This window comes from Clostridium sp. UBA1652 (assembly GCF_002320975.1).
GTDB classification, from domain to species: domain Bacteria; phylum Bacillota; class Clostridia; order Clostridiales; family Clostridiaceae; genus Clostridium_T; species Clostridium_T intestinale.
Genome location: NZ_DCLI01000066.1, coordinates 42,302 through 58,305 on the forward strand (window position 1 = coordinate 42,302; position 16,004 = coordinate 58,305).

19 protein-coding genes, 1 tRNA gene and 2 other annotated features are annotated in these 16,004 nt (G+C 30.5%); of the genes, 5 read left to right on the top strand and 15 right to left on the bottom strand.

Translation table 11 applies throughout. From position 1 onward, the window contains the following. Window positions 1-91: 91 nt before the first annotated feature. Window positions 92-298 (bottom strand) — a binding site (T-box leader). A 53-nt stretch (window positions 299-351) separates the two neighbouring features. The 7 genes from B3N22_RS12935 to ytxC form a co-directional block, all read right to left on the bottom strand. Continuing rightward, a complete protein-coding gene (locus tag B3N22_RS12935) occupies window positions 352-1,152 on the bottom strand; it encodes a TrmH family RNA methyltransferase (protein ID WP_286907724.1) in 801 nt (266 codons plus the stop codon). A gap of 14 nt (window positions 1,153-1,166) precedes the next feature. Next, window positions 1,167-1,835: a potassium channel family protein gene (locus B3N22_RS12940; protein ID WP_286907726.1), complete on the bottom strand. Its 669-nt coding sequence runs from the start codon at window positions 1,833-1,835 to the stop codon at window positions 1,167-1,169. A 12-nt stretch (window positions 1,836-1,847) separates the two neighbouring features. Further along, window positions 1,848-3,194, bottom strand: coding sequence for a TrkH family potassium uptake protein (locus B3N22_RS12945; protein WP_286907728.1), 1,347 nt, complete (start codon window positions 3,192-3,194; stop codon window positions 1,848-1,850). A gap of 96 nt (window positions 3,195-3,290) precedes the next feature. Then, window positions 3,291-3,650, bottom strand: a complete 360-nt coding sequence (gene rplT, locus B3N22_RS12950) for a 50S ribosomal protein L20 (protein WP_021801393.1) — start codon at window positions 3,648-3,650, stop codon at window positions 3,291-3,293. A 27-nt stretch (window positions 3,651-3,677) separates the two neighbouring features. Then, on the bottom strand, window positions 3,678-3,875 hold the full coding sequence (rpmI, locus tag B3N22_RS12955; protein ID WP_021801392.1) for a 50S ribosomal protein L35: 198 nt from the start codon (window positions 3,873-3,875) through the stop codon (window positions 3,678-3,680). Window positions 3,876-3,895: 20 nt separating this feature from the next. After that, a complete protein-coding gene (gene infC, locus B3N22_RS12960; RefSeq protein WP_238906580.1) occupies window positions 3,896-4,417 on the bottom strand; it encodes a translation initiation factor IF-3 in 522 nt (173 codons plus the stop codon). A 19-nt stretch (window positions 4,418-4,436) separates the two neighbouring features. Then, window positions 4,437-4,554: a sequence feature (ribosomal protein L20 leader region), on the bottom strand. Between the two features lie 45 nt (window positions 4,555-4,599). Then, window positions 4,600-5,487, bottom strand: a complete 888-nt coding sequence (ytxC, locus tag B3N22_RS12965) for a putative sporulation protein YtxC (protein WP_286907732.1) — start codon at window positions 5,485-5,487, stop codon at window positions 4,600-4,602. A gap of 145 nt (window positions 5,488-5,632) precedes the next feature. Between ytxC and B3N22_RS12970 the strand changes: the two genes are divergently transcribed. Next, window positions 5,633-6,340: a DUF6873 family GME fold protein gene (locus B3N22_RS12970; RefSeq protein ID WP_286907734.1), complete on the top strand. Its 708-nt coding sequence runs from the start codon at window positions 5,633-5,635 to the stop codon at window positions 6,338-6,340. A 105-nt stretch (window positions 6,341-6,445) separates the two neighbouring features. Here B3N22_RS12970 and B3N22_RS12975 read toward each other — a convergent pair whose 3' ends face one another. Further along, window positions 6,446-6,727 (bottom strand): hypothetical protein, encoded by a 282-nt coding sequence (locus B3N22_RS12975; RefSeq protein ID WP_238906583.1) that lies wholly within the window; start codon window positions 6,725-6,727, stop codon window positions 6,446-6,448. 127 nt (window positions 6,728-6,854) lie between these two features. Here B3N22_RS12975 and B3N22_RS12980 point away from each other — a divergent pair. Next, window positions 6,855-6,928: transfer RNA gene (locus B3N22_RS12980), tRNA-Cys, on the top strand. 105 nt (window positions 6,929-7,033) lie between these two features. On the opposite strand, the gene hslO is transcribed toward B3N22_RS12980, so the two are convergent. The 3 genes from hslO to B3N22_RS12995 all read right to left on the bottom strand — a co-directional run bounded on the left by hslO (window position 7,034) and on the right by B3N22_RS12995 (window position 8,976). After that, window positions 7,034-7,912 carry an Hsp33 family molecular chaperone HslO gene (gene hslO, locus B3N22_RS12985; protein WP_286907737.1) on the bottom strand — a complete coding sequence of 293 codons (879 nt, stop codon included), beginning with the start codon at window positions 7,910-7,912 and terminating at the stop codon, window positions 7,034-7,036. Between the two features lie 10 nt (window positions 7,913-7,922). Then, window positions 7,923-8,660, bottom strand: a complete 738-nt coding sequence (locus B3N22_RS12990) for a class I SAM-dependent DNA methyltransferase (protein WP_238906585.1) — start codon at window positions 8,658-8,660, stop codon at window positions 7,923-7,925. Window positions 8,661-8,724: 64 nt separating this feature from the next. Next, window positions 8,725-8,976: an alpha/beta-type small acid-soluble spore protein gene (locus B3N22_RS12995; protein WP_073019855.1), complete on the bottom strand. Its 252-nt coding sequence runs from the start codon at window positions 8,974-8,976 to the stop codon at window positions 8,725-8,727. A gap of 173 nt (window positions 8,977-9,149) precedes the next feature. On the opposite strand from B3N22_RS12995, the gene B3N22_RS13000 reads away from it, so the two are divergent. The 3 genes from B3N22_RS13000 to dapB are packed head-to-tail and all read left to right on the top strand — an operon-like array spanning window position 9,150 to window position 11,813. Continuing rightward, window positions 9,150-10,142, top strand: a complete 993-nt coding sequence (locus B3N22_RS13000) for an aspartate-semialdehyde dehydrogenase (RefSeq protein ID WP_286907741.1) — start codon at window positions 9,150-9,152, stop codon at window positions 10,140-10,142. A 17-nt stretch (window positions 10,143-10,159) separates the two neighbouring features. Beyond that, complete coding sequence (gene dapA, locus B3N22_RS13005; RefSeq protein ID WP_073019860.1) at window positions 10,160-11,041, top strand: 4-hydroxy-tetrahydrodipicolinate synthase; 882 nt, start codon at window positions 10,160-10,162, stop codon at window positions 11,039-11,041. 10 nt (window positions 11,042-11,051) lie between these two features. Further along, window positions 11,052-11,813, top strand: a complete 762-nt coding sequence (gene dapB, locus B3N22_RS13010) for a 4-hydroxy-tetrahydrodipicolinate reductase (protein WP_286907744.1) — start codon at window positions 11,052-11,054, stop codon at window positions 11,811-11,813. Window positions 11,814-12,112: 299 nt separating this feature from the next. Here the strand turns inward: dapB and B3N22_RS13015 are convergent, their stop codons facing one another. The 4 genes from B3N22_RS13015 to B3N22_RS13030 are packed head-to-tail and all read right to left on the bottom strand — an operon-like array spanning window position 12,113 to window position 15,976. Then, complete coding sequence (locus B3N22_RS13015) at window positions 12,113-13,078, bottom strand: ABC transporter ATP-binding protein (protein ID WP_286907746.1); 966 nt, start codon at window positions 13,076-13,078, stop codon at window positions 12,113-12,115. After that, on the bottom strand, window positions 13,059-14,090 hold the full coding sequence (locus tag B3N22_RS13020) for an ABC transporter ATP-binding protein (RefSeq protein WP_286907748.1): 1,032 nt from the start codon (window positions 14,088-14,090) through the stop codon (window positions 13,059-13,061). The genes B3N22_RS13015 and B3N22_RS13020 overlap by 20 nt, the downstream gene beginning before the upstream one ends. Window positions 14,091-14,101: 11 nt before the next feature. Then, a complete protein-coding gene (locus B3N22_RS13025; protein WP_286907750.1) occupies window positions 14,102-15,013 on the bottom strand; it encodes an ABC transporter permease in 912 nt (303 codons plus the stop codon). Between the two features lie 9 nt (window positions 15,014-15,022). Next, window positions 15,023-15,976, bottom strand: a complete 954-nt coding sequence (locus B3N22_RS13030; protein WP_286907752.1) for an ABC transporter permease — start codon at window positions 15,974-15,976, stop codon at window positions 15,023-15,025. Window positions 15,977-16,004: the final 28 nt, after the last annotated feature.

The window sequence follows — 16,004 nt, forward strand, 5'->3', positions numbered from 1 at the left end:
AATCACAATATATGATTTTATGAAACTCGAATGAGTTTCTACAGCAATAAAGTGTAAATTTCCTAAAGAATAAAAAAATCCCCGTCCCAAATAAAGGGACGGGGTATCCGTGGTACCACCCTAATTAGCCTAAGCTCACTTAATTCAAATAACGGTTTCCCGCTAACAGCTACTAAAATTTCACCATTAGGACTCCTGAGGGAACTTCAAAATGAACTCTTATAAGAAGGCTCTCAGTCTATGACCTTCTCTCCCTTAAAAAGATTTTCAAATCTACTTTCTCATTCACAGTCTTTCCATATAAAGTTACATTTAGAATTATAACCATTATTTTAACAAAATACAATACTTTTAGCTTATTTTATTATTTATAAGGCTTTTTTGTCTAACTCTCTCATAAATCATAATTCCAGCTGCTGTAGAAACATTTAAAGATTCTGCATTCCCTGGCATAGGTATTTTAACCTTTATGTCTGATAATGAGTATATGTAATCACTTAGTCCATTGCCTTCATTACCTACACAAATAACTAGATTATTAGTTAAATCTTCTTCAAAGAAGTTATTTTCTCCTTCTAAAGACGCCGCTAAAATAGAGTATCCTTTTTCTTTAAGTTCTTTAATAAAGTCAAGTTCATTATCTTCAATAATAGGTATATGAAATATTGACCCCATGGTAGCTCTTAAGGTCTTACTATTATATGGGTCTACTGTCCCTTTTGTTAATATAACTCCTGAAGCTCCAGCTGCATGTGAAGTTCTTATTATTGTACCAAGATTTCCGGGATCTTGAACCATATCACATAAAACATAGAAGTTATCAGTATTTTTTACATTTTTTATATTATTAATACTAACAATTCCTACTACTCCTTGAGGAGTTTCTGTATCACTTAATTCTGATAAGAGATTTTCACTTATTCCATACACTTTGGTATTAACTAACTTTTCTTCATTTATATATTCATGTAATTTGTGTATTTCCTTTTCAACTATAAATATAGCTTCAACCTTACATCCTTCATAAAATGCTTCTGATAAAAACCTAAAACCTTCAACTAAAAAACTTCCTCTAGCTTTTCTTTCTTTTTTAGTTTTTAATTTTTTAGCATCTTTAAATATAGCATTGTCTTTACTTTCTATTTTAATCAAATGTAAGCACCTCATTATTTAATTTTTGATATTAATCTTTCTAGTCTTGATAACTCCTCTGAAGAACCCATGGCTACAATTATATCATTTTCTTTAATAACATCATCAGCTGTAAGTGAAATTTTAATCTTACTATTATGCTTAATAGCCATAACATTAAGCCCATATTTACTTCTTAAGCTTAACTCCTTCAAAGTGTGATTAAACCACTCTCTAGGAGCTTCAATTTCAATTATGCTATACTCTGGAGATAATTCAATATAATCTAAAATATTAGATGATGCTAAATTATGTGCAACTCTAGTACCCATATCTTTTTCTGGCTGAATAATCCTATCTGCACCTATTTTATATAAAACCTTAGCATGCAAATCACTGTCTCCCTTACAAACTATAAACTTTATACCTAATTCCTTAAGAACAAGGGTTATCATTACACTAGCTTGAATATTAGAACCTATTGTAACTACAGCTACATCAAAATTATTGATTCCAATAGTTTTAAGTGCACTTTCATCTGTAGCATCTAATTGAACAGCATGTGTAACATGGTCTGATATCTCCTGCACTATATCCTCATCAATATCTATAGCTAAAACATCATGCCCCATAGAGAATAATGTTTTTGCTACTGCTCTTCCAAATCTTCCAAGTCCTATTACCAAAAATTGCTTATTACTCATTATAATACACCTCTACCCAATTAAAATTTTATCCTCTGGATACTTTATAGCACGTTTTGCTTTACCACTTGCTAAAGCTAATGCTACCGTCATAGGCCCTACTCTACCTATATACATGATGATAATTATAACTACTTTACCCATCCATGACAAGCTTGGTGTCAGCCCCATAGTAAGACCTACAGTTCCAAAAGCAGAGGTAACTTCATATAATATGTAATCAAAGGCTGCTGAAGGTTCTGTTATTGATAAAATCATAGTTCCTCCAACTATAATAGTGAGTCCAATAAAAAAAACGGCAAAAGCTTTATAAACTAAATCTTTAGAAAATCTTTTCCCAAATACTTCTGTATCCTCTCTTCCTCTTATAATACATATGAAAGTTAAAACCAACACACCAAATGTAGTTGTTTTGATACCTCCAGCTGTAGATCCTGGAGACCCACCAATAAACATTAATATCATTGTTAAAAATTCTCCAGCAGCAGTCATATCAGCTGTTGATATAGAATTAAATCCAGCTGTTCTAGGTGATACCGCTGCAAACCAAGAATTCAATATCTTATCTCCAAGTGAAAAGCCCTTAATAGTTCCAGGATTATTAAATTCAAATATAAACATTAATATAGTTCCACTTATTAACAAAGATACTGTAACTAATACAACCATTTTTGAATGTGTTGAAAATTTCTTTAGAGATCTAATATTATATATCTCAGACCATACAGTAAAACCAAGACCTCCTATTATTATTAAAAAACTAATAGTCATAATAATAACAGGATTGCTTGTATATTCTGTTAGAGACTTAAAACCTCCCATTATATCAATTCCAGCATTACAAAAGGCTGACACAGAATGAAATAATCCAAAATAAGCCCCTTTTTTAACTCCATACTCAGGTATAAATTGAGTTGAGAGCATAATTGCTCCTATTAGTTGTATTAAAAATGTAAAACCAAAAATATATTTTATTAATTTAACCATTCCTTGAAAATTAATGGTGTTCATTGCTTCTTGCATCAAAAGTCTTTCTTTTAATGTTATCTTTTTTCCTATTAATATAGCTGCAAAAGTTGCAAAAGACATAAACCCTAGACCACCAATTTCAATTAAAATCATTATTACAGTTTTTCCAAAATAGCTCCAATGAGTTCCAGTATCTACCGTCACTAATCCAGTTACACATACAGATGTTGTTGCAGTAAATATTGAATCTATAAGACTTGTAGGGTTTCCACTTGCTGAACTTATTGGAAGTGATAAAATTATACCTCCAATAAATATAACTGTAAAAAAACCTAATACAAGAACCTGAACAGCATTCAATTTAATCTTGCTTGTTAATTTATAATACATTTTAAGCACCTCAAATAATATTATTTCCAAAACCAAATAGTAAATTCTAAAAAATTATACATAACAAAAAAATGCGACCTAAGTCACATTCCTTTGTTATGCATTTATTTGACTTTTAGCAACTTCAACTAATTCAGTGAATGCTTTAGGATCATTAATAGCAATTTCTGATAACATTTTTCTATTTATATCAATACCAGCTAACTTTATTCCGTTCATGAATTTTGAATAAGAAAGACCATTTATTCTTGTAGCAGCATTTATTCTTGCTATCCAAAGTCTTCTAAAATCTCTCTTCTTTAATCTTCTACCAACGTAAGCATTTCTTAATGCTCTTATAACTGTTTCATTAGCTGTTCTAAATAATCTGCTTTTTCCACCATAATAACCTTTTGCAAGTTTTAAGACTTTCTTATGATTCTTACGAGCATTGACAGCTCTTTTAACTCTTGCCATGTTCTTAACCTCCTACGATCTACTCTATTATAGATATGGTAATAATTTCTTCATTGCTTTTTCTTGTGCTGTTGACACATATGCAGCTTTTCTTAAGTTTCTTTTTCTCTTTGAACTTTTCTTAGTTAAGATATGGCTTTTAAAAGCTTTAGCTCTCTTAAGTTTTCCAGTTCCAGTCTTTCTAAATCTCTTTGCTGCACCTCTATGAGTTTTCATTTTTGGCATGATAAAATCCTCCTCTCAAGTTAAGCTTTTTTAGGCGCTAAAATCATTATCATATTACGCCCTTCTAACTTTGCTGCTTTTTCTATCACACATAAGTCTTCTAATCTTGAATAAAAATTATCTAAAATCTTTCTTCCTACATGTGAATATTCTGCTTCTCTTCCTCTGAATCTAACGGTAATTTTTACTTTGTCCCCTTCTTCTAAGAACTTACGTGCGTTATTAGATTTTATTAAAACGTCGTGTTCTTCGATTTTAGGACTAACTCTTATCTCTTTTAAATTAATAACTTTTTGCTTCTTTTTTGCTTCTTTGTCTTTTTTAGATTGTTCGTAAATGTACTTGCCATAATCCATGATTTTGCACACAGGAGGTTTTGCTCCTGGAGATATCATAACTAAATCCAATTCCTTTTCTTCTGCAATCCTTAGAGCTTCTTTAGTAGCTATTACGCCAAGTTGTTCACCATCATCTGCAATAACTCTAATTTCTCTATCTCTTATTTCTTCATTAACAGCAAAATTTTTATTAATATTATTCACCTCCGATAATACATCCCTAAACACAATAAAAGGACGACTTGATAGCCGTCCTTTTTATCCAAACAAAAATATTTACGGGATAAATAACCTAACTAGCAATGCTGTAAGGTGAGAAACGGCTGTTTCTTCTTTACTTAACAAATTATATTATGATATTTTTGTTTTGTCAAGGTTTTTATTGTTTATATTTTTATTTTACTTGAAACACATACAGAGCATTTATCACAATAAGATACTCGTTCTCCAAATACATTTACTATTGTATCAATAAATTCTTTGTTTGAACAATTTTCTTGCTTATGAATTATGATTCTTTTAGGAGAGTTTGTAATGAGCCCACTAATAATTACGTCTTCCATATTAACCTTACTTCCAACTTTCAAATCTCCTATTTCTTTTAAAAAGTCATAATATATATCATTCCCATAAGCATCTCTAATCTTGTATGAACCTTCTCCCTCTATTACTAAGTTTATTTCTTCTATTTTACTTTCTTGTATATCCACAAAATATTTTAAAAGTTTTATAAACTCTTTATACTCTTTTTCAACTAAATACTTCTCAACTATTTTATCTATAACACTTTCAATATCTTGTGCTATTTCTTTCATTCTAAAAGTTATAAATCCATTAATATTGATGTTATTATTTTCTTCCATACAAGCTCTAATTTTCTCAACTACATTGTTGATTCTATTACAGCAGTATATAGAATTTTCATCCTTTATCATCTCTTCACCTTTTAGGGTTTTCATTATTCTATCTTCTACTTCAAGTATTTCGTCATGTTTTAAAAAGAAAAAAGTATCTGTTAAATATTCAAATAAAGCCTTACTTTTATAGGTATCTACCACTAATTTATAAAGTATATTACTCATATATAAATGAACAATGCTTTTTATCTTATCATTATTTTCTTCATCGCAAAACACTTTTATAAAATGTGTATTTCCCTCTAGACTCTCAGAAACACCTATTTTAATATTTTTTTCTTTAAAAAGGGCTCTAACTTCTTGTATATCTTGAATAAAATTCATTTCACCATCATATGCTAAAGAAAGAACAAGCATGAATTTCACTCCCTTCTTACATATAGTATGTATAAATTTTTGTAGCATATACAGTAAATAAATTTTCATTTATCGACAATACTGTTGCCTATTTACTTCAAAAATATTATTCTTTAATTGACTACCAAATAAGGAAGTGAGTATTATGAAGCTAGCTTTTGTCGACTATAGAATCTCTGTAGAAGAACATAAAAATTTATCTAAATATGTTGATAAAATTATACTTGTGCCTAAAAACACCAATTTATATCCTGCCATAAATGGACATCCAGATATACAACTAACCTTAATTAATGAACAAGATATTTCATTAATTGTAAGCAAAGACATAGATAAAAGTTTTATAGATGAAATCAATAACTTGGGTGTATCTTTTGAATATTCAACAAACTCTCTTAAATCTAACTATCCTTTTGATATCCCTTTAAACTGTTTGTTTATGAAAAACTTTTTTATCCACACTTTAGATAACTCTGATAAAAAACTTCTAGACTTAGCTAAAAATAAAATAAATATTAATGTTAATCAAGGTTATACAAAATGTTCTACAGTTATAGTTAACGAAAGAGCTCTTATTACATCTGATAAAGGGATCTATAACAAACTATCGTCTTATGACTTTGACATACTTCTCATAAATCCAGGAAATATAGAGCTTCCAGGATTAGATTATGGTTTTATAGGCGGTTGTACTGGACTAATTGAGGAAAATAAATTAGCTTTCTATGGCAATTTAGATTTTCACCCTCAAGGTAATGAAATTAAAAAGTTTTTAACAAAACATCATGTTGAACCAGTATATTTATATAATGGACCATTAATAGATAGAGGATCAATTTTCACTTTATACTAATTTCTATAATATAGTACGTATAAAGAACATTTTTGTTGAATATAATTTTATGTTATAAAATAAAAGTTGGGATAAGTTTCCTTTCCCAACTTTTATTATTTATATTTACTTTTTACTTATGTTATTTACTGAACTAAATAGATCGTGAATAAAATTAGAACCTCTGCTTATCAGTATTCCTGTTAATAATATTCCTATTATTTTGTCCCTCACTGGAATTCCTAGTGTTGTCATGATATCTAAATCAGTACTCCATACAATTATTATACAGACAACCAAAGCTCCTATTCTATCTTTAGATATCTTCCCTTCTTGCCAAAACATCTTAAGTGTCTCCCAAATAGCCTCTCCTATTATAGATAAAATCAATATCTTTGCTAACTCCACCTCTCATCCTTCTTCTCGATTATTTTGTAATTTATATTAATATTTTTTTAAGTTTATTCTATTTTTTTATAGTTTTTGTTGACAATGTAATTTGAAGTGCATATAATAGCTTTGTAGTTGTTTTTATGGCGCCATAGCCAAGCGGTAAGGCAGAGGTCTGCAAAACCTTTATCTCCGGTTCAAATCCGGATGGTGCCTCCAATTAGAATCCTATGCTAGAAATTTTAGCATAGGATTTTTTATTCTTCATAAATAATTAAAGCCAGAAGAAAACAATGCTTGGATTGTTTTCTTCTGGCTTTTTGATTATATTCTCTTTAATAGTTCCCCAACCTCTTCATTAGTAAACTTATATGAAGTATTACAGAAGTGACATATAATTTCTTCTTCTTTTCCTTCTTCATATATTTCAGTTAAATCTTTTCTACCTATGCTTATTAAAGCTTTTTCCATACGATCTCTCGAACAATTACAATTATACTTAGGATGTAATGTTTCGTGAATAACTAAGTCCATATCTTCAAATATATATTTGATTATATCTTCTATAGTTTTTCCTTGAGTCATCATTGTAGTTACAGAAGGTGTTTCTTCTAATCTATACATAAGTATATCTGCTAAAAACTCATCTGCTCCTGGCATCATCTGAATTATAAATCCTCCAGCAGCTTTTATACTATAATCTACATCTACAAGAACTCCTAATGCAACTGCTGATGGAGTTTGCTCTGAAACTGTAAAGTAATATGATAAGTCTTCTGCAATCTCTCCTGTAGCTATAGGAACTTGTCCTATGTAAGGATCTTTAAGTCCTAAATCTTTTATAACTGTCAAATTTCCATTAGTTCCTATGGCTCCACCTACATCTAATTTTCCATTAGCTTTTAAAAGTGGATTAACAAAAGGATTTCCAATAAATCCTTTAACACTTCCATCGTTATATGCAGTGACAGTAACTCCTTTAGCCTCTCCGCCACCTTTTATTTGAATTGTCAAGACTTCTTTATCTGACTTTAACATAGTTCCCATAAGGGCCCCAGCACTAAGCATTCGTCCTAAGGCTGATGCTGCTGTAGGAGTACACTCATGTAATCTTGCACCTTCACTAACAAGATTTGTAGTTTCTCCAGCAATTATTCTTATCATGCCACCTTTAGCAGTAGCTCTTATAATTCTATCTTCCATGTTAATCCTCCTATTTTCTAACAATATAAACTATTCTTTCGCTTTTTTCACTTACAGGTTCATCACTATAGCCATCATGTTTCTCCATGATCTCAAAACCAGAATCTCTAAGTATACTCTCTAGTTCCTTCTCATCATAAGCTCTTTCTGTATGATGTTCCTCAAACCTTCTATATAGTTCCCCCTCTTTTACAAAAAAGGTTAAATACATATCAACAATATCATCTTCTAGAGAGTTTTCCCAAGTATAAAATATCTCTTCAGTATTATAAGAGTATATATTATCTCCTAATATCGTCTTAATTTTATAAGATGAATTAATATCAAATATAAATACTCCTCCATTATCTAAATGATTATATACTCCTCTGAAATAACTTATTAACTCGTTTTTCTCTAAAATGTAGTTAGTTGAATCCAATACGCAGGTAATTAAATTAAATTTTCTATTTAAATTTAACTCAGTCATATCTTGGCATAAAATTTTAAACTTAACTTTTTCCTTCCTCATCTTATCACTAGCTTCAATAAGCATATCTTCAGATAAGTCTACTAAAAAGGTATCTTTAAAATACTTAGCTAAATGAACTGATATATTACCTGTACCACAAGCTAAATCCAAATACAATAAATTTTCACTAGAATATTGTTTATATTTATTAATTATGTAGTTTGATATTTCTTTATAATTTATATCATCATATATGAGTTTATCATATAGATAAGACAAATCTTTATAACATTCCATAATATAGTTCCCCCACAGTAAATCTTACTAAAATATATTATAGATTTAAGTTGAATAAGTCAACCTATTTTCTACCTAATATTTCATCATTACTTGGGATTTTAAGAGTTTTTTTACGTTTAGTCATAATTCCACCTATTCTTCCTGTCTCCTCTGCTGTAAGTCCTCCCCATCCAAATTCATCTACCTTATCTTTTAAACCTAGTTCTTCTGCAATTTCATATTTTAGTTTTTCTCTCAATTTTTCTACATCAGTTAATTCTTTATTGTTTTTAATCTTTGACTTTATTATTTTTTTCAAAGGTGTTTTACTCATAATTAACCCCCTATAAAAAGTATTTCACCTTATATTTTTTCTTTAAGAGACAAAAATTATTCATATCACTGCTATTATTTGTTCAAAAACCTTGATATTTAATATACTTTTCTCTATATTAGGATTATAATGATTAGTAAAGTCATTTTATTTATTTTTAGGAGGGGATTATTTTGTATAACGTGGCAATAGTTGGGGCTACTGGAAACGTAGGCAGAAAATTTTTAGAAATTCTTCAAGAGAGGAACTTTCCAGTGAAAGAACTTTACTTGTTTGCTTCTGAAAGAAGTGAGGGTAAAGCATTAAAATTTAAAGGACAAGATATCCTTGTAGAAGCTACAAGAGAAGAAAATATTAAAGGCAAAAAAATAGACTTCGCTCTATTTTCAGCTGGTGGAGACACTTCATTAGAGTTTGCTCCAATTTTCTCTAAATATGGGGCTGTAGTAATTGATAATTCAAGTGCATGGAGAATGAATCCTGAGGTGCCACTAGTAGTACCAGAGGTAAATCCAGAAGATATAGATTGGAACAAAGGAATAATAGCAAATCCTAACTGTTCAACAATTCAGGCAGTTGTGGCTTTAAAGCCTCTTTATGATAAATATGGAATAAAAAGAATTATTTATTCAACCTATCAAGCAGTTTCTGGTGCAGGAATACAAGGAATTAAAGATTTAGAGGATGGATTAAAAGGTGAAGCTCCAAAGAAGTTCCCTTATCCTATAGCAGGTAATGTACTTCCTCATATAGATGTATTCACAGATAATGGGTACACTAAAGAGGAAATAAAAATGATCGAAGAAACTAAAAAAATACTTCATAATCAAGATCTAAAAATTACTGCAACTACAGTAAGAGTTCCTGTTTTAAATTCTCATTCAGAAAGTATAAATGTTGAACTTGAAAATGAATTTAAGATAGAAGATATATTTTCTTTATTAAGCAACTCAACAGGAATAACTGTATATGATAATATTAAAGAGTTACAATATCCTACGGCTCTAGAAATCAGTGGCAAAGATGATGTTTATGTTGGAAGAATAAGACGAGATTTCTCCATAGACAACGGATTAAACTTATGGGTAGTTGCTGATAATATAAGAAAAGGAGCCGCTTTAAACGCTATTCAAATAGCAGAATTAATTATATCAAAAGAAAAATAAAATCGGAGGTTTAATTTATGTCTATTTTTACAGGTGCAGGCGTTGCTCTTGTTACTCCATTTAATGAATCAGGGGTAAATTTTCATAAGTTAAGAGAACTAATAGAATGGCAGATTTCTGAAGGAACAGATGCCATAATAATATGTGGAACTACTGGTGAAGCATCAACTATGAGCGAAAGTGAAAAAAAAGATGCTATAAAATTCACAGTAGATACTGTAAATGGACGTATACCAGTTATAGCTGGTACAGGTACCAACAGCACAAAAACTTCTATAGACATGAGTAAATGGGCTGAATCAATTGGAGTCGATGGTCTTCTTATAATTAATCCTTATTATAACAAGACTTCTCTAAAAGGACTCTATCATCATTTTAAAGCTATAAATGATGAAGTATCAATTCCAATAGTTGTTTATAATGTTCCATCAAGAACAGGTATGAACATTACTCCAAAATCTTTAGAAGCACTAATTGAACTTGACAATATCAAGGCAGTTAAGGAAGCATCTGGTGATATTAGCCAAATTGCTCTAATTGCCTCCAAGCTAAAAGACAAAATTGACATTTACTCAGGAAATGATGATCAAATTGTTCCTATATTATCTCTAGGGGGAAAAGGGGTCATTTCTGTAGCATCAAATATTATCCCTAAAGTAATTCATGACATTTGTACCAATTATTTTGACGGTAATGTTAATGCTTCTATGAACCTTCAACTTGAATATTTAGAATTAATTAATACTCTTTTTATTGAAACAAATCCTATTCCAGTAAAAACAGCTTTAAACTTAATGAATATGAATGTTGGAGATTTAAGACTTCCTCTTTATGAAATGGAAGACATCAATAAAAACACACTTATAAATGTATTATCAAAATACAAACTAATGAAATAGGAGGAAGATTATGATTAAAGTTTTATTACATGGTTGTTCAGGTAGAATGGGTAAAGTTATATCTTCTACCGCTCTAAACTTTAATACTTTAAAGATTGTTGCTGGAATTGATAGGTTCAAAACTAATGAACTAGATTATCCTGTATTTACTTCTTTAGAGGACTGTACTGTAGATTATGATGTACTATTAGATTTCTCTTCTGCAGCTGCTTTAAAAAGTTTATTAGACTTTTCTAAAAAAACAAAAAAACCTATTGTAATATGTTCTACAGGTTTTACTCAAGAAGATTTAAATTTAATAGATGAAACATCAAATTTAATTCCTCTTTTCCGCTCAGGTAATATGAGTGTGGGTATAAACCTTATTAATAATCTATTAAGAAAAATAACTCCATTTTTATATAATAACTATGACATAGAAATAGTTGAAAAACATCATAATCAGAAATTAGACTCGCCATCTGGTACAGCTGTTCTTTTAGCAGATACTATAAAAAAATCAATCAGTGAAGAAACTAAGTTTGTTCATGGAAGAGAAGGAATTGCTAAAAGAGAGCATACAGAAATCGGAATACATGCTGTTAGAGGCGGCGGAATTGTTGGTGATCATGAAGTTATTTTTGCTGGTGCTGGAGAAGTTATTGAACTAACTCACAAAGCTATCTCAAGAGAAGTTTTTGCAGTAGGTGCATTAAAAGCTTGTGAATATATGGCTACAATTTCTGAAGCAGGATTATATGATATGGATGATGTTATAAATCTTAAATTTTAAGAAGATCAAGTGGCTGTCGAATTAGTAGTTAAAACTACTGTACGACAGCCACTATTTTTTTAAAAGCATAAAATAAATATCTACCAGCACAGCTGGTGGTTTTACTTTGTGGATATTTTTCTCGTTGAAAATATTCATCTTGTCAAAGGTCTAAGACTAATGTTTTAAACTATTCGTCTTTTCTATTACACATATTTTCTGTAATATATTTTATAATTAGTTTATTTTTTATATATTAGAGGTACAAAAAGAGTTGCTTTCCAAAAATTTTGAAAAACAACTCTTTTGTAGCAAAATAACTATACTATATGGCATGCTACAAAATGCCCTTTAGATATTTCTCTAAATTCAGGCGTAACTTCAAGACATTCCTGTTTAGCATATTTGCATCTACTTGCAAATCTACAGCCAGGTTTAGGATTTATAGGACTTGATATATCCCCTTCTAGAAGAATTCTTTTTTTATTCCTACTAGTTTCAGGATCTGGTAACGGAATTGCTGACATTAGTGCTTTTGTATATGGGTGCAGTGGTTTTTCATACAACTCTAAACTTGGTGCAAGTTCAACCATTTTTCCTAAATACATTACTCCAACTCTATCAGAAATATGTCTTACCATTGAAAGATCATGAGCTATAAATAAATATGTCAATCCTAACTTATTTTGAAGTTCAATTAGTAAATTTACTATTTGTGCTTGTATTGAAACATCAAGTGCAGATATAGGCTCATCACATACTATAAATTCTGGTTCTATAGCTAAAGCTCTAGCTATACCAATTCTTTGTCTTTGTCCACCTGAAAATTCATGTGGGAATCTTGAAGCATGCTCTTTATTTAAGCCCACCATTTGTAGTAATTCATATATTCTATTTGTCTTTGCTTCACCTTTATAAAGGTTGTGAATATCTATTCCTTCACCAATAATATCAGAAACAGTCATTCTTGGATTCAATGATGCATATGGATCTTGGAATATTATCTGAGCTCTTCTTGCAAAAGCTTTTTTATTCTTACCTTTAAGAGAGTGAACTTTTATTCCATCTAAAGTAACTTCTCCTCCTGTTGCATCATATAGTCCCATAACAGTTCTTCCACAAGTTGTTTTACCACATCCTGATTCTCCAACAAGACCTAATGTTTCACCTTTTTTTATCTGAAAACTTACATCATCAACAGCTTTTAAAGTAGCTTTACGACCAACTTCAAAGTATTTTTTTAAGTTTTTTACTTCTACAAATACTTTATCTTCTTTCTGACTCATTTATTAACCCTCCTATTGGACTTTTCATCTTTGGCGCTTCTGGATGTTGAAGCCAACATGAAACTTCATGAGTATCACTTAGTATGGTAATTTCCGGATTTTCTTCTCTACATACTTTCATACAATGCTCACATCTTGCTGCAAAAGGACAACCCACTGGAGGATTAATTAAGTCTGGGGGAGTTCCTTTCAAAGAATAAAGTGTTTCTTTATGCCCTGTATCAAGTCTTGGAACTGACTTTAAAAGCGCCCATGTGTAAGGATGTTTTGCATTGTAGAATATTTCATCTACAGTACCTCTTTCAATAATAGTTCCTGCATACATTACTTGTATTTTATCAGCTACATCAGCTACAACTCCAAGGTCATGCGTTACAAGTATAACTGCTGTTTTAAATTGATTTTGTAAGTCTTTTATTAAGTCCATTATTTGGGCTTGTATAGTAACATCTAGTGCAGTTGTTGGTTCATCTGCTACTAATATGTTAGGATTACATGATAAAGCTATTGCTATCATAGCTCTTTGTCTCATTCCACCTGAAAATTGATGTGGATATTGACGAGCTCTTTTTTCAGCATTTGGTATACTTACTATTTTCAACATTTTAATAGCTTCTTCGAAAGCTTCTTTTTTTCCTATATTCTTATGTATCATTATTGTTTCTGCAATTTGGTTTCCTATAGTCATTGTTGGATTTAAAGAAGTCATAGGGTCTTGAAATATCATCCCTATTTCTTTTCCTCTAATCTTAGTCAATTCTTTTTCAGATAACTTTAAAATATTTTTCCCATTTATTATTACTTCTGATTTCTCATCTATAATTCCTGGTGGAGTTTGAATCAATTTCATAAGAGCTTTAGAAGTAACAGTTTTACCACATCCAGATTCTCCTACTATAGCTAAAGTTTCTCCCTCATTTAAATGAAAGTTTACACCTCTAACTGATTGAACAACACCAGCATAAGTCTTATATGAAACCTTTAAATTTCTAACATCTAATATTTTTGTCATTTCCAACCCTCCTATTGACGCAATTTTGGATCTAGAGCATCTCTTAATCCTTCACCTACAAGATTAAAGGATAATGCAGTTAAGCAAAGTACTCCAGCTGGGAACCACATTTGATGTGGGTAATATTGGAAGGTCGATTGGGCTTGTGATATTAACACTCCCCAACTTGTATTTGGTGCTTGAACTCCAAGTCCTAAGAATCCTAAATATGCCTCAGCAAATATTAAGGCTGGAACGTCCATTGTCATGTAAACAATTATTGTACTGATTGTGTTTGGTAATAAATGTTTTAAGACTATTTTTAATGGTCCTTGTCCTAGTGCTCTTGATGCTAATACATATTCTGATTCTTTAAGTTGCATGACTTGACCTCTAATCATTCTAGCAAGCCCTAACCAACCAGTAATACAAAGAGCTAATATCAATGTGCCTGTTCCCTTTGGGAGTACAACTAAAAATAACATAACTAATATTTCATATGGCACTGAAGAAAGAACTTCAACTATTCTCATCATTACATTGTCAACTTTTCCACCTAAATAACCTGATATAGCTCCATATAAGCAGCCAATCAATAATTCAATCAACATCCCAATTATACCTATGGATAAAGAAACTCTACCACCAGCCCAAACTCTTGCAAACATATCTCTACCTAACGCATCAGTACCAAACCAATATGTAGAACTTGGTCCTTGATTCATAACACTATAGTCTTGATCATTAATTCCATGACTAGAAATCTTAGTCCCGAATAACACAAAAAATATTATTGCAATTAAAACGAAGAGAAATATCATAGACAACTTATTTTGTTTTAACCTTCTCCAAGCATCTTGCCAATAATTTAAGGTAGGTCTTCTAATTTCATTAGCCTCATCATTATTAATACCTATTAAAGTAAATCTGTCTTTTATCGCCATAGCTTCCTCCTACCCTTTCGATCCACTAAGTCTTATTCTAGGATCAAGTAATACATAACATATATCAACTATCAATAAAGATATTATATAAATGGTTGCAAAAAAAACAGTAAGTGACATCACTACTGAATAGTCTCTATTTGTTATAGCACCTAAAAGTTCTCCTCCTATACCAGGAATAGAGAATAATTTTTCTATAAGTATTGATCCTGTTATTACAGCTGCAAATCTTGGAGCCAGTAGTGTTACCATAGGAACCATTGAGTTTCTAATTATATGTCTCCAAACTATTTTAAATCTATCCAGACCTTTAGCTTGAGCTGTTAGAATATAATCTTGATTCATAACATCCATAACTGATGATTTCATAAATCTAGCATTACTTGCTATAGCCCCTAAACTCAGAGCTAACGAAGGAAGTATGGTGTATTTAAACCCTTGAAAAAAACTTTGAGTTGAGTTATACCATCCTACTGTCGGCAAACCACCCTTTCCTCCAAAATATAAAAGTAAAAGCAAACCCGCTACTAAACCAGGTATTGATATTAGTAATGTTGAGAAGAACATTATCACATGGTCTTGCCATTTATTTCTCTTAAATGCTGCTATTATACCAAAGATTATACCAATTATAGTCGATATGATCATAGATTGTATTCCTAATCTTAAAGATGCTGGAAATTGTTCTTTAATTATTTGAGTAACTTCTTTACCTTTGTATTGTATAGATATGCCCATATCTCCTGTAACAAGACCTGTTATATATTTTTGATACCTAACCATTACAGGTTGATCAAGTCCATATTTCTTTTCAAAAGTTGCTTGTACTTCTGGTGGCAAAGCTTTAGCTGCATTAGCCAATGGTTTACCAGGTATAGCATTAATTAAGAAAAATGTTAATGTTGCTATTATAAAAAGAGTCAAAATCATCATTCCGATTCTTTTTACTATATATTTAGTCAATTCTTGGAACCCTCCTCTTTAAAGCAAA

Bases quoted from the DNA above. Each gene is read 5' to 3' on its own strand.
- hslO (WP_286907737.1), bottom strand. From the start codon at position 7,912: ATGGAAGATAGAATTATAAGAGCTACTGCTAAAGGTGGCATGATAAGA.
- B3N22_RS12990 (WP_238906585.1), bottom strand. From the start codon at position 8,660: ATGGAATGTTATAAAGATTTGTCTTATCTATATGATAAACTCATATAT.
- B3N22_RS13020 (WP_286907748.1), bottom strand. From the start codon at position 14,090: ATGACAAAAATATTAGATGTTAGAAATTTAAAGGTTTCATATAAGACT.
- rpmI (WP_021801392.1), bottom strand. From the start codon at position 3,875: ATGCCAAAAATGAAAACTCATAGAGGTGCAGCAAAGAGATTTAGAAAG.
- B3N22_RS12995 (WP_073019855.1), bottom strand. From the start codon at position 8,976: ATGAGTAAAACACCTTTGAAAAAAATAATAAAGTCAAAGATTAAAAAC.
- B3N22_RS12945 (WP_286907728.1), bottom strand. From the start codon at position 3,194: ATGTATTATAAATTAACAAGCAAGATTAAATTGAATGCTGTTCAGGTT.
- B3N22_RS13015 (WP_286907746.1), bottom strand. From the start codon at position 13,078: ATGAGTCAGAAAGAAGATAAAGTATTTGTAGAAGTAAAAAACTTAAAA.
- B3N22_RS12940 (WP_286907726.1), bottom strand. From the start codon at position 1,835: ATGAGTAATAAGCAATTTTTGGTAATAGGACTTGGAAGATTTGGAAGA.
- B3N22_RS13025 (WP_286907750.1), bottom strand. From the start codon at position 15,013: ATGGCGATAAAAGACAGATTTACTTTAATAGGTATTAATAATGATGAG.
- dapB (WP_286907744.1), top strand. From the start codon at position 11,052: ATGATTAAAGTTTTATTACATGGTTGTTCAGGTAGAATGGGTAAAGTT.
- rplT (WP_021801393.1), bottom strand. From the start codon at position 3,650: ATGGCAAGAGTTAAAAGAGCTGTCAATGCTCGTAAGAATCATAAGAAA.
- ytxC (WP_286907732.1), bottom strand. From the start codon at position 5,487: ATGCTTGTTCTTTCTTTAGCATATGATGGTGAAATGAATTTTATTCAA.
- B3N22_RS12970 (WP_286907734.1), top strand. From the start codon at position 5,633: ATGAAGCTAGCTTTTGTCGACTATAGAATCTCTGTAGAAGAACATAAA.
- dapA (WP_073019860.1), top strand. From the start codon at position 10,160: ATGTCTATTTTTACAGGTGCAGGCGTTGCTCTTGTTACTCCATTTAAT.